The organism is Enterobacter sp. EC_64 (assembly GCF_019584165.1).
Taxonomy (GTDB): domain Bacteria; phylum Pseudomonadota; class Gammaproteobacteria; order Enterobacterales; family Enterobacteriaceae; genus Enterobacter; species Enterobacter roggenkampii.
Genome location: NZ_VDAS01000005.1, coordinates 60842 through 80077, shown reverse-complemented (window position 1 = coordinate 80077; position 19236 = coordinate 60842). Strand labels below are relative to the sequence as shown.

Genomic DNA, 19236 nt, shown 5'->3' with positions numbered 1-19236 from the left:
TTAATAGCCTTTAATCATCTTTAAAAGATATTGCCCATAGGCATTTTTTGAAAGGGGAATAGAAAGCTTTTTAACCTGCTCCGCATCAATAAAACCTTTACGAAATGCAATCTCTTCAGGACAGGAAACCTTCAATCCCTGGCGCTCTTCAATTGTCGCAATAAAATTACTTGCTTCTATCAGACTCTGATGGGTCCCCGTATCCAGCCACGCGTACCCACGCCCCATCATTGCAACAGACAGGCGTCCCTGCTCAAGATAAATACGGTTAATATCTGTAATTTCTAACTCACCACGTGCAGACGGCTTCAGATTTTTTGCCATTTCAACCACGTCATTATCATAGAAATACAGCCCTGTAACGGCGTAATTGCTCTTCGGTTCTAACGGCTTCTCTTCCAAACTAATTGCGGTGCCGCTCTTATCAAACTCCACCACACCATAGCGCTCAGGGTCATTAACATGATAGGCAAATACGGTGGCACCATCAGCTTTATCTACTGCGGCTTCAAGTTGCTTCGGTAGGTCATGCCCGTAGAAAATGTTGTCACCCAATACCAAAGCACAGCTATCATCACCGATAAACTCTTCACCGATGATAAATGCCTGTGCAAGGCCATCTGGACTTGGCTGTACTTTATATTGCAGATTCAGTCCCCACTGGCTGCCATCACCCAGCAATTGTTCAAAACGTGGTGTATCTTGTGGAGTGCTGATAATAAGAATATCTTTTATCCCTGCCAGCATGAGTGTTGACAGCGGATAGTAGATCATTGGTTTGTCATAAATTGGCAGTAGTTGTTTACTCACCGCCATGGTCACAGGGTACAGACGGGTGCCAGAACCACCGGCCAGAATAATACCTTTACGCGTAGCCATCATTTTTTCTCTATAAAAACCAAATGCCCATATAAGGGCATTTATCTCATTAAATTGATTGTGTTGTAAAAAGCTCGGTAAGCATCCGCTTTACGCCAATATCCCAGGAAGGGAGTACAAGACCAAAGTTCGCCTGAAACTTCTCTGTGTTCAAGCGTGAGTTATGCGGTCGACGTGCAGGAGTCGGGTAAGCCGATGTTGGAACCGCATTTAGCTTTTCAATGGCCAACTCAATACCTGCTTTTCTGGCCTCATCAAACACCAGTGCTGCATAGTCATACCAGGTTGTCGTATTTGACGCGACAAGATGGTAGAGGCCTGCAACTTCAGGCTTCCTCATTGCGACACGAATAGCATGCGCTGAACAGTCGGCTAACAACTCAGCCCCCGTTGGGGCACCAACTTGATCATTGATTACGGAGAGTTCTTGACGCTCTTTTGCGAGCCGCAACATCGTTTTAGCGAAATTGTTGCCCTTCCCCGCATATACCCAACTGGTACGGAAAATAAGATGCTTAGGACAATGCGCCTGTAATGCCTTTTCACCTTCAAGCTTTGTCTCACCGTACACATTCAGTGGAGCAGTCAAATCCGTTTCATACCATGGCTTTTCACCGTCTCCGGGGAATACATAGTCGGTAGAGTAGTGAATAACCCATGCGTCTATTTTTGCGGCTTCTTTGGCTATCGCTTCAACGCTTGTTGCGTTGAGGAGTCTGGCAAAATCCGGCTCAGACTCAGCCTTATCTACGGCCGTATGCGCTGCGGCATTAACGATAACGTCAGGTCTAATTGTACGAACAGTTTCCGCAATTCCTTTAGGATTGCTAAAGTCTCCGCAATACTCTTTAGAATGCACATCGACCGCTATTAAGTTTCCTAGTGGGGCAAGCGCACGCTGGAGTTCCCACCCCACCTGCCCTGTTTTACCGAACAGAAGAATATTCATTATGAACGTTCCCCGTAGTTCTGTTCGATCCAACTTTTATAAGCACCGCTTTTCACGTTGTTAACCCAATTCTGATTGCTCAGATACCATTCCACCGTCTTGCGAATTCCGCTTTCGAACGTCTCCTCAGGCTTCCAGCCCAGCTCAACGCCAATTTTATGCGCATCAATCGCGTAACGACGGTCATGACCCGGACGGTCAGCAACATACGTAATCTGATCGCGATATGACCCCTCTTTAGGCACTATCTCATCAAGCAGATCGCAAATCGTATGCACTACGTCCAGGTTCTGCTTCTCGTTATGGCCGCCAATATTGTACGTTTCCCCAGGTTTCCCTTGAGTGACAACGGTGTAGAGTGCACGCGCATGATCTTCTACATACAGCCAGTCACGAATCTGGTCACCATTCCCATAAATAGGCAGTGCTTTACCGTCCAGCGCATTCAGGATAACCAATGGGATCAGTTTTTCCGGGAAATGGTACGGGCCGTAGTTATTCGAACAGTTGGTGACAATAGTCGGGAAACCGTAGGTACGCAGCCAGGCACGCACGAGATGGTCACTGGAGGCTTTCGACGCTGAATACGGGCTGCTTGGTGCATACGCGGTAGTTTCAGTGAAGAGTGGCAGCTCAGTTGATGCCGGATGCTCATCCGGATGCGGTAAATCACCATACACTTCGTCGGTAGAGATGTGATGGAAACGAAACGCTTTCTTCGCCTGCTCATCCAACGTTGACCAGTATGCACGAGCAGATTCCAGAAGCACGTAAGTGCCGACGATATTCGTTTCGATAAACGCTGCCGGGCCAGTAATGGAACGATCGACGTGACTTTCAGCGGCCAGGTGCATCACTGCGTCAGGCTTATGCTTTGCGAAAATGCGATCCATAGCGTCTTTGTCGCAAATATCGGCATGTTCAAAAACATAGCGGTCGCTGTCGCTGACTTCACTAAGCGACTCAAGGTTGCCGGCATAGGTCAGCTTGTCCACGTTGACGACGTCGTCCTGGGTATTTTTAATAATATGTCGTACAACCGCGGAGCCGATAAAGCCGGCCCCGCCCGTCACAAGAATTTTCACGTTATCTGTTCCGTCTAGTGTATATGTCTGGATACTGGCGCTCTGAAAACTGAGAATTTATAACCAGTTTCAGAAATTGAGCACGCTACCGCCCCTGGCTTAACAGCTACCAGTGCACTGAGCGATGTTTGATTAAATGATTTTTCTTGTCTGGATACAGACAAAAAACTGGCGTTAATTGTCGTCCTAAACGACCTCAGAAACAAGCACAAATCGCTACAAAGCGGTCCAGATTTAAATCAGATAAGTCTATGTAATGCTTTAATTTATAACAAAAAACGGCAGTCATCATTTTGGTTAGAGATCAACACACCAAAATAATGACTGCCGTTTGTTCAGATCGAGGCTGAAATATCAGTCGTTAGCCAGCAATTTCTCAATCCGGCTTCTGAACTTCGCCCCTTCCTTCAGGTTGCGCAGCCCATAGTTCACGAACGCCTGCATATAGCCCATTTTCTTACCGCAGTCATAGCTGTCGCCGGTCATCAGCATCGCGTCAACAGACTGTTTTTTCGCCAGTTCGGCAATCGCGTCGGTCAACTGAATACGGTCCCAGGCGCCTGGCTCGGTTTTTTCCAGTTCCGCCCAGATGTCGGCGTTCAGAACATAGCGACCAACCGCCATCAGGTCCGAGTCCAGCGTCTGCGGCTGATCCGGTTTTTCGATGAACTCAACGATGCGGCTCACCTGCCCTTCCGTTTCCAGCGCTTCTTTGGTCTGAATTACGGAGTACTCGGAGAGATCGCCTTTCATGCGCTTCGCCAGCACCTGGCTACGGCCCGTTTCGTTGAAACGTGCCACCATTGCCGCCAGGTTGTAACGCAGCGGATCGGCAGACGCGTTATCAATGATGATATCCGGCAGCACAACGATGAAGGGATTGTCACCCACAACCGGACGGGCACAAAGGATCGAGTGCCCCAGACCCAGCGGCTGCGCCTGACGCACGTTCATGATGGTCACGCCCGGCGGACAAATAGACTGCACTTCCGCCAGCAGCTGACGCTTAACGCGCTGCTCAAGCAACGCTTCGAGTTCGTAAGAGGTGTCGAAGTGGTTTTCTACCGCATTCTTGGATGAGTGCGTAACCAGGACGATTTCTTTGATCCCTGCAGCAACAATCTCGTCGACAATGTACTGAATCATTGGCTTGTCGACGATCGGCAGCATCTCTTTAGGAATGGCTTTTGTGGCGGGCAGCATATGCATGCCCAGGCCTGCTACCGGAATGACTGCTTTCAAATTAATCATTATTTCTTCCACCTTAAAATGGTTGACGAATTATAGCTCTTAAACCTGTTTTCGCCAGCATGATTTGCCGTAATCCTGAAGCAATGTTACGCCTTAGCATCACATATTTCTGTAGTTGTAATCTGATTCGATCGCGCTTATATGCCAGGAATCGTCTTAAAACAGATTATTGTCGATTATCTGTGCGGCAGCGCAAAGTTCAGTCTTTCCACATTCACCACCTGCTGGTCGACCCGGTCAATATCCACCGAGCTTTGCCCCTTCTCGTTCACAGCTTTGATGTTCGCCAGCGAAAGCAGCGTCTCGTCTTTCGCCATAAATTTACCTCGTACATCTTTGCGCAGATCGAAGTTGATCTTCAGGGCAGGACCCACGGCGGCTTCCTGCATCACATTGATATTACGTAAGAAAAGATGCTGCGGCTTGTTGTGCAGTTCCAGCGTTGCGCGCTGCATTTCCACATTGGTAATCGCCACAAACGACGTCGCATTACCGGATGAAATCTGTATTCCGCGCAATTTATAGGCGAGCTGGCGGTTATCGAGATGAATATTATTGAGCTTGAAGTTCTGCGGGATGGACAAATAATCGCCTTTTATGACCCCATAGCCGATTAACATTCCCGCGCTGTTGACCATGTCGACATTATCAATAATGAAATTATCACAGCCATAAATCGCCACCGTGGCGTTGTCTATTCCCGCCTTTTTACTGAAGTCTGGGGTGATATTTTTGGCCTTAATATTGCGGATAACAAAGTGCTTCCCGTTTTCCACATGCACCAGCTGACGACAGTTGCTGCCGGTGATGTTGGCCACCACGAAGTTCTTAACGGTTTGCTTTTCCGGGTAGTCGTTGTCGTAGGTGCTCCCGGCAAGGCCAATGCCGATGCCCCAGTTGATCTTGCCGTTGGTGCAGTTGATGTTGTCGATGACATGATCGGAGATCAGGATATTGCGATCGTTGATGGCGACGTTCCATTCGATCGCATCGCCCTGCAGATGGCTAAATTTGCTGTTGGTGATGCGGGCGCCGTCCACCTGGTTGTGGAAACCCTGGCGCAGGATGGCGTAGTTGGCCTGACTCACGCTGATATTATCAATCACCAGATTGCGCATCACGCTCGGTTTCTTACCGCCGATGTAGATTTGCGTCACAGGGCCAAAACCGCTCATGGCCAGCCCTTTGATGACGCAGTTAGAGCCGCGAACGTCGAGCGTAATGTTCTCCGTGCGGCCAGCGCCTTCGCCTACCACCTTGCTGCCTTCCTGCAGAACAAAGCGGCCGCGGCCATTGCCGGTTAACGCCCCGCGAATCAGCAGCGTTTTACCGTCGGGAATGAAAATACCCGTGTTGATGTTTTCACAGGTCAGCCCGGCAGGGACAACGACCGTGTCCCCGTCATTAAACGCCTGCTTAAAGGCCGCGATCCAGTCGTTGTTATTGTACTGATTAACAGAGACCGTTCTTCCACTCGCCGCCCGCGCAATGCGGGACGACAGCAGCGGCGTAGCCGCCAGAACGGACAGAGACGAGACAAAGGTGCGTCGGGTAATCTTTTTCAGCATACATCCTCGGCGTTACAACGTTTGCAGCAGGCTGGCTAACTGACGGTTAATCACCTGCTGGTTAAAATCGGCTTCAACTTTTTGTCGGGCATTATGGAGCACGGGCTCCAGCGCCTGCTGGTCGATATCGCTGAAGGCAGCTAAGCGATCGGCGAGCGCCATGGCGTTATTCTCCGGCACCAGCCAGCCGGAATGGTCAGACTTAATCAGCTCCGGGATCCCGCTGTGAATGGTCGAGACCACAGGTATCCCGACGGCCATCGCCTCCATCAGCGCCACCGGAATGCCCTCCATATCGCCATCGGCTCCCGTTACGGAAGGCAGCAGGAACACATCTGCCTCATCGAGCATCGCCTTGACCTCGTGGCTCGGCTTGAAGCCCGGCATCTCTACGACATCTTCCAGCTGATACTGTTCGATCAGCGTGCGCAGACGACGCTCCCACGGCCCAATCCCGAGAATGCGGTAGTGGAAATCCACCCCGCGCGCTTTCAGCTGGCGGCAGGCTTCAATCGCCACATGCAGGCCTTTCTTCTCGGTCAGACGCGCGACGGAGATGATCTGCAGCGGCTTGCCCGGCACCTTCACCGGACGGCGGGTAAAGCGCGTTAAATCCACGCCCATGCGCGACACGGCAATTTTCTCTCCCGGGCAGCCCATGCTTTTCAGGCGTCCGGCCCACAGTTCGCTAATGGGCAGCATCATGTCGCCGCGGCGGAAAAGCTGCTGGTACTCCGGCGTATAATGGTTCAGCACTTCACGGCTGGAGATGTCGATACCGTGGAAAATGGTCGCAATTTTACCGTCAATCACGCCCAGTTCGCGTAACTTCGCGGCGGTCACGCCTGCCGGGCCAAAGTGGGCGATAAACACGTCAGCACGATACGGCTGCGCCGTTTGCCCGCAGATGGCCGAGAGAATTAAATTGCGTGATTCCGACCCATAGCGGGAAACATTCAACGCCCGCCACGTCGACGCGCGATGGATCCCACGTAAGGTCTGGCTGGCGCGGTGGCGCAGCTTGCTCAGCTTCCCGGACGGCTCGTCCTGCAGCCAGCGGGTTTTTGCCTCCAGCCCATACTGGGTATACGCCGCATGGGTGTTTTGGGTATCGCCCTTTTGCAGGGCGATAATCTCCACGTCATATCCCATATCGATAAACGCGGTGATTTGATTCAGAACAAAGGTCTCAGACGACAGCGGAAATTTCAGTAAGAAGAAACCAACCTTCATTTCCCCTCCCGTACGCGATCGAGTACCGATTTCACCATCCCAATGCCCTTCTCGCGCTCGGCTTTCACCGCCACCGCCAGACGTTCATTGATCGCAGGCAGCTGGCCGAGCGTGTCGCCCACCATCGCACCCAGCGACCCATCCAGCAGATGACGAATATCAACGGCCATTTCCGGCATACCGAGCTGCTGCATAATGCCCGCGGACTTGTGCTCGTAGTTAATAGCGATGGCTGGCGTGCCAAAGTTCATGGAGATAATGGCCGAGTGCAGGCGCGTGCCCACGGTCAGGTCGCAGGCGGAGAGCAGTTTGCCCATCTCCAGGTCGTTCAGCTCGTCCATCACCACGTGATAGCGGGACGGATCGTTCACCAGGTTGCGCAGGTTGAGAGCCACCATGCGGTCATCTTTGTTGTAGCTGTCGATACCGGTACAGGTGGATAGCGCCAGCACCTGGTACCCGCTCTCCAGCACGCGGTTCACCACGTCGGCGAACGCTTGCTCATACGCCGCCTGCGTCGTGCCTAAACGTTTATCGAATGGCGCCAGCTCGCGCAGGGTGATCGCGACGGTTTTCTGTTTCGCCGTAACGTCGAGCCAGTGCTGCACCGCGTAGCTCGGCTGGAAGCTGTCGTCCTGGTGATCCACCAGCCAGGCGGTATCCACGCCGTGCTCAACTTTGGACGTGTCAATCTCGCTGCGCTTCATCATCTCAAGGCTGACCGACTCGCGCAGGATCAGCGCGTCGCAGTGGCCGAAGACATAGTTTGCGAGCTGGTTAAACTGCGGATCCTGGAAAGGCCCCACGCTGTGGCCAATCATAAACAGCGGCTTTTTCGCCATGAACGTACAAAGCGCATGCTCAAACTGCGGCACTCCGTAGAGATCGACGAAGAACGAACCGCCGACCTGAATAATGGCGTCATAGCCGGACAGCAGACGAACAAAGTCGGTAAAGCCCTGCGCGATGGCGATGTTGCGCAGCTTGCCGGTATCGGTCACGCGGGAAAGCAGCACCTGATGCTGGTAGCGACGACGCAGCACTTTCTTCACGCGGCCCATCACGCCCGCGGCGTTGTTATGCTGTTTCATCTGGCTGTAAAGCGGATCGCCCATCACCGGGCGGTTCAGTAACCAGGATGAGCTGACAGGATAACGGCTCATCACGTCAACTTCGGTCTCAGGCTTAAGGGTGTTAATTGCATCCAGTAAACCGCGCAGGATGGCGCTGTCGCCACGGTTGCCGCAGGTATGGTTGCCAAGAATTAATAATTTCATAATGGCCTCTTAAATAACTAGCCTGCGCGAAGCAGCGTTTTCATTTTTTCGTTACGGCAAAACTGGCGCTTCATCTCAACGACCAGCGCATTGCGCGACAGCACGATCATCACGACGAAGGCCAGCGCCCCCGCGGCAACCTGCACCGCCAGCAGCGCGGCCAGCGGCAGATGCCCGCTGAGGATAATGCCCAGGCCGTAGCTCACCGCCAGGGTCGGCAATGAGAGATAGAACGGCAGCCACAGGCTCAGGATGTACTGACGGTAGCTGGAGCCCAGCACCGGTTTAATCATGATGAAGTAGCTCAGGACGGTATTGACGATCTGCACCAGCAGGAAGCCCAGCGTCACGCCAATAGCGCCCGCCATGTGCCCGCCGACGATAATTGCCGGAATAAACAGGAAGGTTTTGAATACGTTGAACTTAAAGCTGATGTCCACGCGCGCTTTTGCCATCAGCAGGGACCCAATCGGGTTTCCCACGGAGCGCAGCAGCCCCACCACGCACAGCAGCTGCAGGATCGGGATGATGCCGTTCCACTTATCGCCAAACACCAGCGGCACGAAGTTGCTGGACACCACCATCAACCCCAGCAGCACCGGGAAGTTGATGATCCCCACCACCGAAAGCAGCTTGTAAAAGTTAATGCGCAGCTTTTCGGTGTCGTCCTGAATCTTGGCAAACGCCGGGAACAGCACGCGGGTGATTATCGGGTTCAGCTTCATCGGCGGCACCACCGCGACGTTGTAGGCCAGGTTGTAGCCCCCCGCCACGCTCGCGCCGAGAATACGTGCCAGCACCAGCGTCGAGAGGTTGGTGTTCACGTAGTTGATAATGCTGTCCGCCGTCAGCCACGCGCCAAAGCGCAGGTTGGACGAGACGGACGCAAGAGAGAAATGCAGTCCCGGGCGGTAAATTTTACGCCCAAAGTAGCCAAACAGCAGCGTGCGCACGGCAGAGTTCACCAGGTAACCGAGGATGGCGGTCATCGCCAGCGGCCAGAAATGGGCGCTCACGACGGTAAAGGTAAAGCCCGCCAGCACGGCGCTGGTCTCGATCATGCCGATCTTGTTGAACTCCAGCTCTTTCTGCATCAGCGCGCGGAACTGTTGCCCGTGGGGGATCACCACGAACGCAAACGACAGCGTACGCATCAGCGGGGCGAGATCCGGGTTGTGCAGCACGCTGGCGATGGTATCGCTCAGCAGGAACACCAGCACAAACACGAAAATCCCCAGCCCCACGTTCAGCCAGTAGAGCGTGGTCAGCTCAAGATGGCTGATCTCTTTGCGCTGGATAATCGAGTTGGCGATACCAAAGTCAGACAGCGTATCGGCCAGCGCAATGATCACCAGCGAGACGGTCAGCAGGCCGAACTGGTGATTATCGATAATGCGCGCCAGCACCGTCATCTGCACCAGGCCGAGGCCAATGATGACGATGGTCGCCATCGCTGACCACTTGGCGCCGCTGATGGTTTTTTCACGTAAGCTCATCTTAGTACGCCGCTTTGTTCACGAAACCTTTGAAAATGGTCAGAAAAACAATCTTGATATCGAACCAGAGGCTCCACTCGCGGATGTACTCCAGATCGAACTCGATGCGTTTTTCCATTTTTTCCAGCGTGTCGGTTTCGCCGCGCCAGCCGTTGATTTGCGCCCAGCCGGTGATGCCCGGCTTCACCTTATGGCGCAGCATGTAGCCTTCAATCAGCGAGCGGTACTGCTCGTTATGCGCCACCGCGTGCGGACGCGGGCCAACAATCGACATCCCGCCGGTAAAGACGTTGATAAACTGCGGCAGCTCGTCCAGCGAGGTGCGGCGCAAGAAGTTCCCCACGCGGGTGACGCGCGGATCGTTCTGCGTGGCCTGGGTCACGACCTTGTCGTTCTCCATCACCTTCATGGAGCGGAATTTCCACACCATAATCGGCTTACCGTCCATGCCGTAGCGGGTCTGACGGAAGATAACCGGTCCTGGCGAGCTCAGCTTCACCGCGAGAGCAATGCAGCACAGCACCGGGGAGATGAGCAGCAAAATCAGCGAAGAGAGCACGATATCTTCCAGACGCTTCAGCACGCGGTTAATACCGGACAGCGGCGTGTCGTACAGCGGTACGACCGGCACCCCGTTCACCTCTTCAATACGGGAGTGAAGAATGTTGAAGGTAAACACATCCGGGATCAGGATCACTGAACAGGTGGTATCCGCCAGCTCGCGCATCAGCTGCTTAATGCGGGATTCGTCTTTCATCTGCATGGCGATGTAGACGTTGTGAATTTTGCCGGCTTTGGCATCGTCAATCAGCTGATCGTAGTTGCCCGCCCAGTCGGCAGGCACGCCGCCAGGCTTTGCGTCGTGATAAATCCCGACCACTTCAAAGCCTAACCACGGCTCTTTGCGGAAGCTGTCGAGCAGCACTTTCCCAACCGGCAGATCGCCTGCCACCGCCACGAAGCGACGGTTATAGCCCCGGTTGCGCAGCCAACCCGCGCCAAAGCGGATCAGGGAACGGCACACCACCATGCCGACGCTGGTCAACAGATACCAGCTCAGATAGGTCACGAGGCGATTATCAAAATCATGGCTAAATGCCACCAGGCCTGCGCTGAAGATCAGGCTCAGGGTCCAGTTCTGCAGCAGCAGCATCAGTTCAGTGGTCATTTTGACGCCGCGCCACGAGCGGTAGAAATCGGTCATACCGCCGATCATTTGAAACACGACCAGCGCAATCAGGGCCATCAGCAGATGCATATATAAGAACGGCAGCCCGCTGATCCGACACACCGCCCACAATCCACCGACCATGATGGTGATATCAGAAAAACGCTGCACCATAGAGATTAACGATGCATTCGTTCTCGCTCGTTCGCGTTTTTTTAGATTCGTCATCGTTGTTCCTGTATTCGGTTCCCCCTCCCACCGGGAGGGGCAGTTATTACTGATTCAACAGCGCCAGAATGTCCTTCGTTCGGGCTTCCATCAGCGCGGTGTCAGCGCGGGACTCCACGTTCAGGCGCACCACCGGCTCGGTATTGGACGAGCGCAGGTTAAAGCGCCACTGCGGGAACGCCATGCTGATGCCGTCGGTACGGTCAATTTCCAGCGCGTGGATGGCAAAGTGCTGCTCCACGCGGGCAATCGCCTCGGCAGGCTGTGCCAGCTTGCTGTTGATCTCTCCGCTCGCCGGGAACGCCGCCATACGGTCGCGCACCAGCTCGCCCAGGGTTTTCCCCTTCAGGCACAGCAGTTCAGTCACCAGCAGCCACGGGATCATCCCGCTGTCGCAGTAGGCAAAGTCACGGAAGTAGTGATGGGCGCTCATCTCGCCGCCGTAGATGGCGTCTTCTTCGCGCATGCGCTCTTTGATGAAGGCGTGACCGGTTTTGGACATCACCGGCGTGCCGCCTGCGGCAGAAACCACGTCGACGGTGTTCCAGGAGAGGCGCGGGTCATGAATGATCTTCGCGCCAGGGTTTTTCTCGAGGAACGCTTCCGCCAGCAGGCCGACAATGTAGTAGCCCTCGATGAACTGCCCTTTCTCGTCGAACAGGAAGCAGCGGTCAAAATCGCCGTCAAAGGCGATACCCATGTCCGCGCCGTGTTCAATCACCGCGTTGCGGGTGTCGTCACGGCACTCCGGCAGCAGCGGGTTAGGAATGCCGTTCGGGAAGTTGCCGTCCGGGGTGTTGTGCACTTTGACGAAGGTCACCGGCACGTTCAGTGCTTTAAAGCGCACTTCTAGGGCATCGACAACCGGGCCAGCCGCGCCGTTGCCGGAGTTAATCACCAGCTTCAGCGGCTTCAGGTTTGCCACGTTGATGTAGCCCAGCAGGTGGTCGATGTACTCTTTCTGCAGGTTGATTTTTTTGTAGCTGCCGCGCTTCGCCTCGTTCACCGGCGGGAAATCGTTGGCTTCCGCCAGACGCTGCACGTCGCGCAGGCCGGTGTCGCCGCTGATAGGACGGGCGCCCTTGCGCACCAGCTTCATGCCGTTGTAATCCATCGGATTGTGGCTGGCCGTCACTTCAATACCGCCGTCCACGCCCAGGTGGAAGGTGGCAAAGTAAATCTCTTCGGTTCCGGAAAGACCGATGTCCAGCACGTCTACGCCCGCGTCCTGCAGCCCTTTCGCCAGCGCCAGCTTGAGGGATTCACTGGTCAGACGCACGTCGCCGCCCAGCACGATGGTCTGCGGTTTTAAGTATTCGCCGTACGCGCGGCCAATGCGCCACGCAATGTCTTCATTCAGCTCTTCGCCCAGCTTGCCGCGAATGTCGTAGGCTTTAAAACAGGTTAATTTATCCATGATGACCCCTTTTTCAGGCAACAGTCGGTCCTGACCACTAAATGGCCGAATTAATTTTTTTGTCATTCGTAGGCCCGGTAAGCGCAGCGCCACCGGGCATGATGCAGAGAGCTACACTCGCCCGTAGCGGTCCTGGAAGCGCACGATATCGTCCTCTTCCAGATACGAGCCGGAGCGCACCTCAATTAAGTCGAGAGGAATTTTCCCCGGGTTCTCCAGACAGTGCGTCGCCCCCAGCGGAATATAGATGGACTCGTTTTCGCCCAGCAGTTTCACTTCACCGTCAATGGTGACTTTGGCGGTTCCCGCGACCACCACCCAGTGCTCGGCGCGGTGATGGTGCATCTGCACCGACAGCCCCTCGCCCGGCTTCACGGTGATGCGTTTCACCTGATAGCGGTCACCGGCGTCAATGGAGTCATATTTGCCCCACGGACGGTAGACTTCGCGATGAATATGGTGCTCGTGACGACCATCCGCCTTGATCTTCTCCACCACTTTTTTAACGTCCTGCACGGCGTTACGGTCGGCAATCAGCACGGCGTCTTTGGTCTGGACCACAACAAGATCTTTTACCCCAACCGTGGTGACCAGGCCGGACTCGGCGTAGACGTAGCTGTTTTCCGTTTTGTGGCTAATGACATCGCCGTGATGGACGTTACCCTCCGGGGTATGGGCGCTGATCTCCCACAGGGAGGACCAGGATCCAACATCGCTCCAGCCCGCATCCATCGGTACCACGACGGCGTCAGCCGTGCGTTCCATTACCGCATAGTCAATGGACTCTTCCGGACAGGCGAGGAAGGCCTCTTCATCCACGCGGATGAAGTCGAGATCCGGATCCACCACCGCCATCGCTTTCTCGCAGGCGCTCAGAATATCCGGGCGATATTTGCGCAGCTCTTCCAGATAGCGTCCGGCGCGGAACAGGAACATCCCGCTGTTCCAGTAATATTCCCCGCTGGCGACATACGCCTGCGCGGTTTCCAGATTCGGTTTTTCAACGAACTGCGCCACGTCAAACGCCACGCTGTCGCCTTCACCCGGCGTGACGTTGCCGCGACGGATGTAGCCGTAGCCGGTTTCCGGCAGATCCGGCACGATGCCAAAGGTCACCAGCTTGCCGCTCTCAGCGTAAGGAATGGCCGCACGCACCGCGTCGCGGAAGGCCTCTTCCTGCTGGATCACGTGGTCTGCCGCCAGCACCAGCATCAGCGGGTCACAGTCCGGGCTGCTGCGTTTTGCCGCCAGCGCCGCCAGGGCGATAGCCGGTGCGGTATTGCGTCCGGCAGGCTCCAGGATGATATTTTCTGTGAGTTTGTTCAGCTGGCGCAGCTGCTCGGCAACAATAAAGCGGTGCTGTTCGTTACAGATCACCACCGGGCTTTCACACTCCACGCCGTGGAGACGGTTTACCGTCGTCTGCAGCATGGTGAGATCCCCTTTCAGGCAGAGGAACTGTTTTGGATAGAGCACGCGGGACAGCGGCCACAACCGGCTACCAGAGCCACCAGCCATCACAACCGGATACAAAGTGGTTTGACTCATGATTTATCCCCGTATATCTGCAATAAATTGGCTCAGCACGTTCTCTTTCTCGAGCGTGCGTTCGGCATATTCACGTGCCACCGTGTTCACTTTTGGCATGGCAAGTGCCTGTTCAATGCCGGTGACCAGCGCCGGAACCGATTCCGGCTCTACGCACACCGCAATCCCCGGATAGCTGTCACACAGCTGGCCTAATTCAGTTTCGGCTTCGGCCGTAATCACCGCGTTACCGCCCACGGCCAGAATGTTGGTCAGCTTGGACGGCAGCACCGCGTCCGCCGCGCCGCGCTTTTGCACCACCAGATGGCAGTCGCCCATCTTCAGCAGCGCAGGCAATGCCTCGTAAGGCTGAAGCGGGAAGAATTTCACGTTGGTCAGGCCGCGAACGCTTACCATTTTTTCCAGCCGCGCTTTTCCACCGCCCTGCCCGACAATCACAAACATCCATGGATGTTCGTTCAGCAGTTGAGCCGCCTCGATCACGCTCTCCAGCCCCTGCTTTTCGCCGATATTGCCTGAGTAAAGAATGATTTTTTGATCTTCAGGCAAACCGAGCTGCGCGCGCAGCGCCTGAGCGTCTTGCTCAGTCACGTCGCGAAAACGCGCCACTTCGGACCAGTTCGGGAAGAAGATCACCTTCTCCGCCGGGACGCCTTTCTCCTGCGCTTTGTTCATCATGGAGCGCGAGATCGTTGAGACGTAGTCCACGTTGTGTAGGCCACTGCGCTCAAACGCGCTGGCGAGCTTCGCCACCTTGCCGCCTTTGCTTTTGCCTGCCATCCCCAGGCCCAGCATGGCGTCCACTTCATAATCCTGAATGTGCAGCAGGGTGCGCGCGCCGGAGAGTTTGCCCAGCAGGCGCATGCCCGGCGTGCAAAACAGCGTCGGCACCACGCCGATAATGCGATCCGGCTTCCAGCGACGCTGCGCCATCAGCGGGAAGAAGCTGCTCAGGGCAAAGCTGCCGAGATGAATCAAGCGCTTCAGCGTCGAGGGCTGCTTAGGCACATACAGCGGGCAGCGCCAGACGGTCGCTGCACCCTCTTCGCGACGGTAGCGCCAGCTTGAGTAGCGCTCCCCCACTTTCCACTCCGGGTAGTACGGCGGCGCGGTAATGACCCGCACGTCATGTCCCTGGCTCGCCATCCACTCGACCATCTCGCCGGTGTATTTCCCGATGCCGGTTAATTCCGGCGAGTAGTTGATTCCGTATACGAGGATCTTCATAAGCCCGGCACCCCGGACTGACGTTCAGCGAGGAAATAGGCACGGCTGTTGTCATGCACATTGTCGCTCGCCAGCAGCGCCTCTGGCGTCTGCCAGCGGTAGTCGTCATGCTGAGAATCAGGCAGACGCAGGTCTGCCTCACTCACCTTCAGGCGGAACCCCAGCACGATGTAGTGCGTGGAGAACCCGGTACCCGAAAAGTTATCGTCATAGAAGTGCTGCCAGACCCCGTAAAACTGGCCCGCTGCCATCGGCAACTGCAGGCCCAGTTCCGCCAGAGTGAGACGCTCAAACGCATCGGTCAGCGTCTCATCCTTTTGCACGCGCCCGCCGGGCACGAACCAGAAGCCCTGTGCAGGACGGTTGGTTCGTTTCCCCAGCAAGAACTCGCCGCGTTCGTTCTCCACGATCAAATCAATTGAGATGAGCGGAGTGGAACGCACTACCGTGGCAAAATCTTCCTGACTTAAAAACATCGTTACCCCCGGAAGCGGTGCTGGTTTTCCAGGAACCACTGATAGGTGCTGGCCAGCCCCTGCTCCAGTGACACCTCGTGATACCAGCCCAGCTGATGCAGACGGGTCACGTCCAGCAGTTTGCGCGGCGTGCCGTCCGGTTTCGTGGCGTCAAACACCACGCGGCCTTTGTAGCCCACCACCTGCGCGATGGTCTGCGCCAGCTCGCGAATGGTGCAGTCCACGCCGGTGCCCACGTTGATGTGCGACAGCATCGGCTCGGTGTTCTCCTGCCACACCTCGCGATCCAGCTCCATCACGTGAATGCTGGCCGCAGCCATGTCGTCCACGTGCAGGAATTCGCGCATCGGCGTACCGCTGCCCCACACCACCACATCCGGCGCGTTCTCGGCGGTCGCCTCGTGGAAGCGGCGCAGCAGCGCCGGGATCACGTGCGAATTGCTCGGGTGGAAGTTGTCGTGCGGTCCGTACAGGTTGGTCGGCATCACCGAGCGATAGTCTCGGTTGTACTGACGGTTGTAGGACTCGCACAGCTTGATCCCGGCAATTTTGGCAATCGCGTACGGCTCGTTGGTGGCTTCAAGCGTGCCCTGCAGCAGCTCGCTTTCAGCGATCGGCTGTTTTGCCATTTTCGGGTAAATACAGGATGAGCCGAGGAACAGCAGCTTGTTCACGTTGTGCAGATGCGCCGCGTGAATGATGTTGCTCTCAATCATCATGTTTTCGTAGATGAAATCCGCCGGGTAGGTGTTGTTGGCAACAATGCCGCCCACCTTCGCCGCCGCCAGATACACCTGGTCAATACGTTCGTTCGCAAAGAAGTCCTGTACCGCACGGCTGTCGAGCAGGTTCAGCTCGTCGCGCGTGCGGACAACCACTTCGACGTCACCGCGCTGTTCGAGCTGGCGAACAATCGCGGACCCCACCATCCCGCGATGACCGGCGACAAAAATACGTTGTTTTGTCATTCTCAGGACTCCAGCGCGATGGCAACCTCGTAGCCATGAGATTTGAGCAGGGAGTGTTTTTTCGCTGCTTCAAGATCTTTGGCTACCATCTCGGAAACCATCTCCTGCAGAGTGGTTTCTGGTTTCCAGCCCAGCTTCTCGTGCGCTTTGGTTGGGTCGCCCAGCAGGGTTTCCACTTCAGCAGGACGGAAGTAGCGTGGGTCAACCTGCACAATCACGTCGCCTGGCTTCACGCCCGGTGCGTCATGGCCGGTCACGGAAACCACGATGCCCTTCTCTTCTACGCCGGTGCCTTCGAAGCGCAGCTTGATGCCCAATTGAGCGGCAGCCATTTCAACGAACTGACGAACGGAGTACTGCACGCCGGTCGCAATCACGAAGTCTTCTGGCTGTTCCTGCTGCAGCATCATCCACTGCATTTTCACGTAGTCTTTGGCATGGCCCCAGTCACGCAGGGAATCCATGTTGCCAAGGTGCAGGCACGATTCCAGACCCTGCGCAATGTTGGCGATAGCGCGGGTGATTTTGCGGGTCACGAAGGTTTCGCCGCGACGTGGAGATTCGTGGTTGAACAGAATGCCGTTACAGGCGTACATGCCGTAGGATTCACGGTAGTTCACGGTGATCCAGTAGGCGTACAGTTTCGCTACCGCATACGGAGAACGTGGGTAGAACGGCGTGGTCTCTTTCTGTGGGATTTCCTGCACCAGGCCGTACAGCTCAGAGGTGGATGCCTGGTAGAAACGGGTTTTCTTCTCAAGACCCAGGAAGCGAATCGCTTCCAGCAGACGCAGGGTACCCATGGCGTCCACGTCAGCGGTGTATTCCGGGGACTCGAAGGAGACCGCTACGTGGCTCATCGCCCCCAGGTTGTACACTTCATCCGGCTGTACTTCCTGCAGGATACGGGTCAGGTTGGAGGTATCGGTCAGGTCGCCGTAGTGCAGATGGAATTTCGGGTTCGCCGCGTGAGGATCCTGATAAATATGATCGACACGTTCGGTGTTAAATGAAGACGCACGACGTTTAATACCGTGTACTTCATAACCTTTTTCCAGCAGTAACTCTGCCAGGTAAGAACCATCCTGCCCGGTAACGCCGGTGATGAGAGCGACTTTAGACATGTTTATATTCCTCTACTTATGAATTTAATCAGTTTCAACGCGTTCGCGTATCACCACTGCGGGGTTGCCACGACAAATTTTATTTGCCGGTAGCGATTTAAAAACGCTGCTGCGGGCACCGACTACCGTGCCATCGCCAACAGAAACACCCGGTGCAACAAAAACATCCGTTGCCAGCCAGCATTTTTCGCCAATCACAATAGGCGAAGCGGTAATATCAAAATGCTGACTCATAAAGTCGTGGCTGCCGGTGCACAAATAACATTTCTGTGAAACCACCGAATTTGCGCCAATCGTAATCTCGCCCAGGGTATATAACACCGCGTCATCCCCTACCCAGGCGTAATCCCCAAGCGTTAATTTCCAGGGGTAGGTAATTTTCACCGAAGGCCGAATGACTACGTTTTTTCCTATTTTTGCGCCAAACAGACGCAATAAAAATGCTCGCCAGCGGTACAGTATTTGTGGTGACCAGGCAAATAAGGTGGCCTGAACGGCCCACCATAGCTGCACTTTAATACCGCCCGCCCCCCGAAAACCTTTCGGTACGGAGAAACCGTTCAGATCCTGCATTACGTTTCCTTATATTCAGGCTTTGTTATATAAGGCTTTCGTTTTACTCGTGGTGCGCACGCGTAAAAAATAAGATAATTCCGCCCAGAACCCCGGCACGCGTAATATTTTACGCTGCACGTTTTTGGCATCCTGGCACAACTCCAGATTATTCGAGGTTGACACACCCCCCATTGAAAACTCAGATACCAGCCCTTTAATTCGGCGGAACGGGTAACCTGACTTATACAGACTGGCGGCCAGCGCATAATCGGAAGACACTTTATACTGCAAATCGTAAGGCTGTTTTTTCAGACCTTTTACCGGGAAGAAAATGGCCTGATGGCTGGCCGGTAAGCTGTGGTAGATATACCAGCCCGGCTTCGCGCTGCGGCACACTTTATGTCCGTCGCCAAAATCAAGCAGCGCATCGCCAATATACATGGCGTCCTCTTTCTGCCGCGCCAGCTGACGGGCAAACAGCGCCACGTCGTCATGGAAGATATCACCCGAATTCAGGAAGATGGCATAACGGCCTTGCGCCATGTTAATGCCCTTGTTCATTGCATCGTAGATGCCTTTATCTTTCTCGCTGATGTAGCGTAAGTTGAACTCACCGTTGAGTTTTTCCAGAAACTCTGCCGTGCCATCGTTCGAGCCGCCGTCGACCACAATCCACTCAAAGGTGAGGCTTGGATCGCGCGCCAGGTTGCGCAGCGAGCGCCAGGTTTTTACCACCCCTTCGTAATTACGAAAAGCGACAGTAATGACGCTAAGAAACATAAATCAC

17 protein-coding genes are annotated in these 19236 nt (G+C 55.0%); all 17 read right to left on the bottom strand.

The genetic code is table 11. The features are described from left to right. The gene (gene rfbA, locus FHC52_RS05490; protein WP_024908090.1) at positions 1 to 879 is read right to left on the bottom strand and encodes a glucose-1-phosphate thymidylyltransferase RfbA; all 879 of its coding nucleotides are present in this window, start codon (positions 877 to 879) and stop codon (positions 1 to 3) included. Positions 880 to 928: 49 nt separating this feature from the next. Further along, on the bottom strand, positions 929 to 1828 hold the full coding sequence (rfbD, locus tag FHC52_RS05485) for a dTDP-4-dehydrorhamnose reductase (RefSeq protein WP_063922181.1): 900 nt from the start codon (positions 1826 to 1828) through the stop codon (positions 929 to 931). Next, a complete protein-coding gene (gene rfbB / locus FHC52_RS05480) occupies positions 1828 to 2913 on the bottom strand; it encodes a dTDP-glucose 4,6-dehydratase (protein ID WP_220419961.1) in 1086 nt (361 codons plus the stop codon). The genes rfbD and rfbB overlap by 1 nt, the downstream gene beginning before the upstream one ends. Before the next feature lie 354 nt (positions 2914 to 3267). Next, positions 3268 to 4164: a GalU regulator GalF gene (galF, locus tag FHC52_RS05475; protein ID WP_220419960.1), complete on the bottom strand. Its 897-nt coding sequence runs from the start codon at positions 4162 to 4164 to the stop codon at positions 3268 to 3270. Positions 4165 to 4340: 176 nt separating this feature from the next. Then, entirely contained in the window at positions 4341 to 5732 is a 1392-nt protein-coding gene (gene wcaM, locus FHC52_RS05470; protein WP_044596700.1) for a colanic acid biosynthesis protein WcaM, read from the bottom strand. Between the two features lie 12 nt (positions 5733 to 5744). Next, entirely contained in the window at positions 5745 to 6965 is a 1221-nt protein-coding gene (gene wcaL / locus FHC52_RS05465) for a colanic acid biosynthesis glycosyltransferase WcaL (RefSeq protein WP_008499432.1), read from the bottom strand. Next, positions 6962 to 8242: a colanic acid biosynthesis pyruvyl transferase WcaK gene (gene wcaK / locus FHC52_RS05460; protein WP_220419959.1), complete on the bottom strand. Its 1281-nt coding sequence runs from the start codon at positions 8240 to 8242 to the stop codon at positions 6962 to 6964. Before wcaK ends, wcaL begins: the two co-directional genes overlap by 4 nt. Before the next feature lie 17 nt (positions 8243 to 8259). Next, the gene (gene wzxC / locus FHC52_RS05455; RefSeq protein ID WP_039025004.1) at positions 8260 to 9738 is read right to left on the bottom strand and encodes a colanic acid undecaprenyl disphosphate flippase WzxC; all 1479 of its coding nucleotides are present in this window, start codon (positions 9736 to 9738) and stop codon (positions 8260 to 8262) included. 1 nt (position 9739) lies between these two features. After that, positions 9740 to 11134, bottom strand: a complete 1395-nt coding sequence (gene wcaJ / locus FHC52_RS05450; protein WP_008499429.1) for an undecaprenyl-phosphate glucose phosphotransferase — start codon at positions 11132 to 11134, stop codon at positions 9740 to 9742. A 46-nt stretch (positions 11135 to 11180) separates the two neighbouring features. Then, the gene (gene cpsG, locus FHC52_RS05445; protein ID WP_220419958.1) at positions 11181 to 12551 is read right to left on the bottom strand and encodes a phosphomannomutase/phosphoglucomutase; all 1371 of its coding nucleotides are present in this window, start codon (positions 12549 to 12551) and stop codon (positions 11181 to 11183) included. 111 nt (positions 12552 to 12662) lie between these two features. Further along, positions 12663 to 14099: a mannose-1-phosphate guanyltransferase gene (cpsB, locus tag FHC52_RS05440; protein ID WP_021241455.1), complete on the bottom strand. Its 1437-nt coding sequence runs from the start codon at positions 14097 to 14099 to the stop codon at positions 12663 to 12665. 3 nt (positions 14100 to 14102) lie between these two features. Further along, positions 14103 to 15326: a colanic acid biosynthesis glycosyltransferase WcaI gene (gene wcaI / locus FHC52_RS05435; protein ID WP_220419957.1), complete on the bottom strand. Its 1224-nt coding sequence runs from the start codon at positions 15324 to 15326 to the stop codon at positions 14103 to 14105. Next, the gene (locus FHC52_RS05430; RefSeq protein WP_008499425.1) at positions 15323 to 15802 is read right to left on the bottom strand and encodes a GDP-mannose mannosyl hydrolase; all 480 of its coding nucleotides are present in this window, start codon (positions 15800 to 15802) and stop codon (positions 15323 to 15325) included. The genes wcaI and FHC52_RS05430 overlap by 4 nt, the downstream gene beginning before the upstream one ends. A gap of 2 nt (positions 15803 to 15804) precedes the next feature. Continuing rightward, positions 15805 to 16770, bottom strand: a complete 966-nt coding sequence (locus FHC52_RS05425; protein WP_013097874.1) for a GDP-L-fucose synthase — start codon at positions 16768 to 16770, stop codon at positions 15805 to 15807. A 2-nt stretch (positions 16771 to 16772) separates the two neighbouring features. Next, positions 16773 to 17894 (bottom strand): GDP-mannose 4,6-dehydratase, encoded by a 1122-nt coding sequence (gmd, locus tag FHC52_RS05420; RefSeq protein WP_003863514.1) that lies wholly within the window; start codon positions 17892 to 17894, stop codon positions 16773 to 16775. 24 nt (positions 17895 to 17918) lie between these two features. Continuing rightward, positions 17919 to 18467, bottom strand: coding sequence for a colanic acid biosynthesis acetyltransferase WcaF (gene wcaF / locus FHC52_RS05415; protein ID WP_008499422.1), 549 nt, complete (start codon positions 18465 to 18467; stop codon positions 17919 to 17921). Between the two features lie 15 nt (positions 18468 to 18482). Further along, a complete protein-coding gene (wcaE, locus tag FHC52_RS05410; RefSeq protein ID WP_008499420.1) occupies positions 18483 to 19229 on the bottom strand; it encodes a colanic acid biosynthesis glycosyltransferase WcaE in 747 nt (248 codons plus the stop codon). Positions 19230 to 19236: the final 7 nt, after the last annotated feature.

Excerpts from the sequence above, each read along its gene's own strand:
- cpsG (WP_220419958.1), bottom strand. The coding sequence starts at position 12,551 with ATGGATAAATTAACCTGTTTTAAAGCCTACGACATTCGCGGCAAGCTG.
- wcaK (WP_220419959.1), bottom strand. The coding sequence starts at position 8,242 with ATGAAATTATTAATTCTTGGCAACCATACCTGCGGCAACCGTGGCGAC.
- rfbA (WP_024908090.1), bottom strand. The coding sequence starts at position 879 with ATGGCTACGCGTAAAGGTATTATTCTGGCCGGTGGTTCTGGCACCCGT.
- FHC52_RS05425 (WP_013097874.1), bottom strand. The coding sequence starts at position 16,770 with ATGACAAAACAACGTATTTTTGTCGCCGGTCATCGCGGGATGGTGGGG.
- wcaF (WP_008499422.1), bottom strand. The coding sequence starts at position 18,467 with ATGCAGGATCTGAACGGTTTCTCCGTACCGAAAGGTTTTCGGGGGGCG.
- wcaE (WP_008499420.1), bottom strand. The coding sequence starts at position 19,229 with ATGTTTCTTAGCGTCATTACTGTCGCTTTTCGTAATTACGAAGGGGTG.
- galF (WP_220419960.1), bottom strand. The coding sequence starts at position 4,164 with ATGATTAATTTGAAAGCAGTCATTCCGGTAGCAGGCCTGGGCATGCAT.
- FHC52_RS05430 (WP_008499425.1), bottom strand. The coding sequence starts at position 15,802 with ATGTTTTTAAGTCAGGAAGATTTTGCCACGGTAGTGCGTTCCACTCCG.
- wcaI (WP_220419957.1), bottom strand. The coding sequence starts at position 15,326 with ATGAAGATCCTCGTATACGGAATCAACTACTCGCCGGAATTAACCGGC.
- wcaL (WP_008499432.1), bottom strand. The coding sequence starts at position 6,965 with ATGAAGGTTGGTTTCTTCTTACTGAAATTTCCGCTGTCGTCTGAGACC.
- rfbD (WP_063922181.1), bottom strand. The coding sequence starts at position 1,828 with ATGAATATTCTTCTGTTCGGTAAAACAGGGCAGGTGGGGTGGGAACTC.
- wcaJ (WP_008499429.1), bottom strand. The coding sequence starts at position 11,134 with ATGACGAATCTAAAAAAACGCGAACGAGCGAGAACGAATGCATCGTTA.
- cpsB (WP_021241455.1), bottom strand. The coding sequence starts at position 14,099 with ATGAGTCAAACCACTTTGTATCCGGTTGTGATGGCTGGTGGCTCTGGT.
- wzxC (WP_039025004.1), bottom strand. The coding sequence starts at position 9,738 with ATGAGCTTACGTGAAAAAACCATCAGCGGCGCCAAGTGGTCAGCGATG.
- gmd (WP_003863514.1), bottom strand. The coding sequence starts at position 17,894 with ATGTCTAAAGTCGCTCTCATCACCGGCGTTACCGGGCAGGATGGTTCT.
- wcaM (WP_044596700.1), bottom strand. The coding sequence starts at position 5,732 with ATGCTGAAAAAGATTACCCGACGCACCTTTGTCTCGTCTCTGTCCGTT.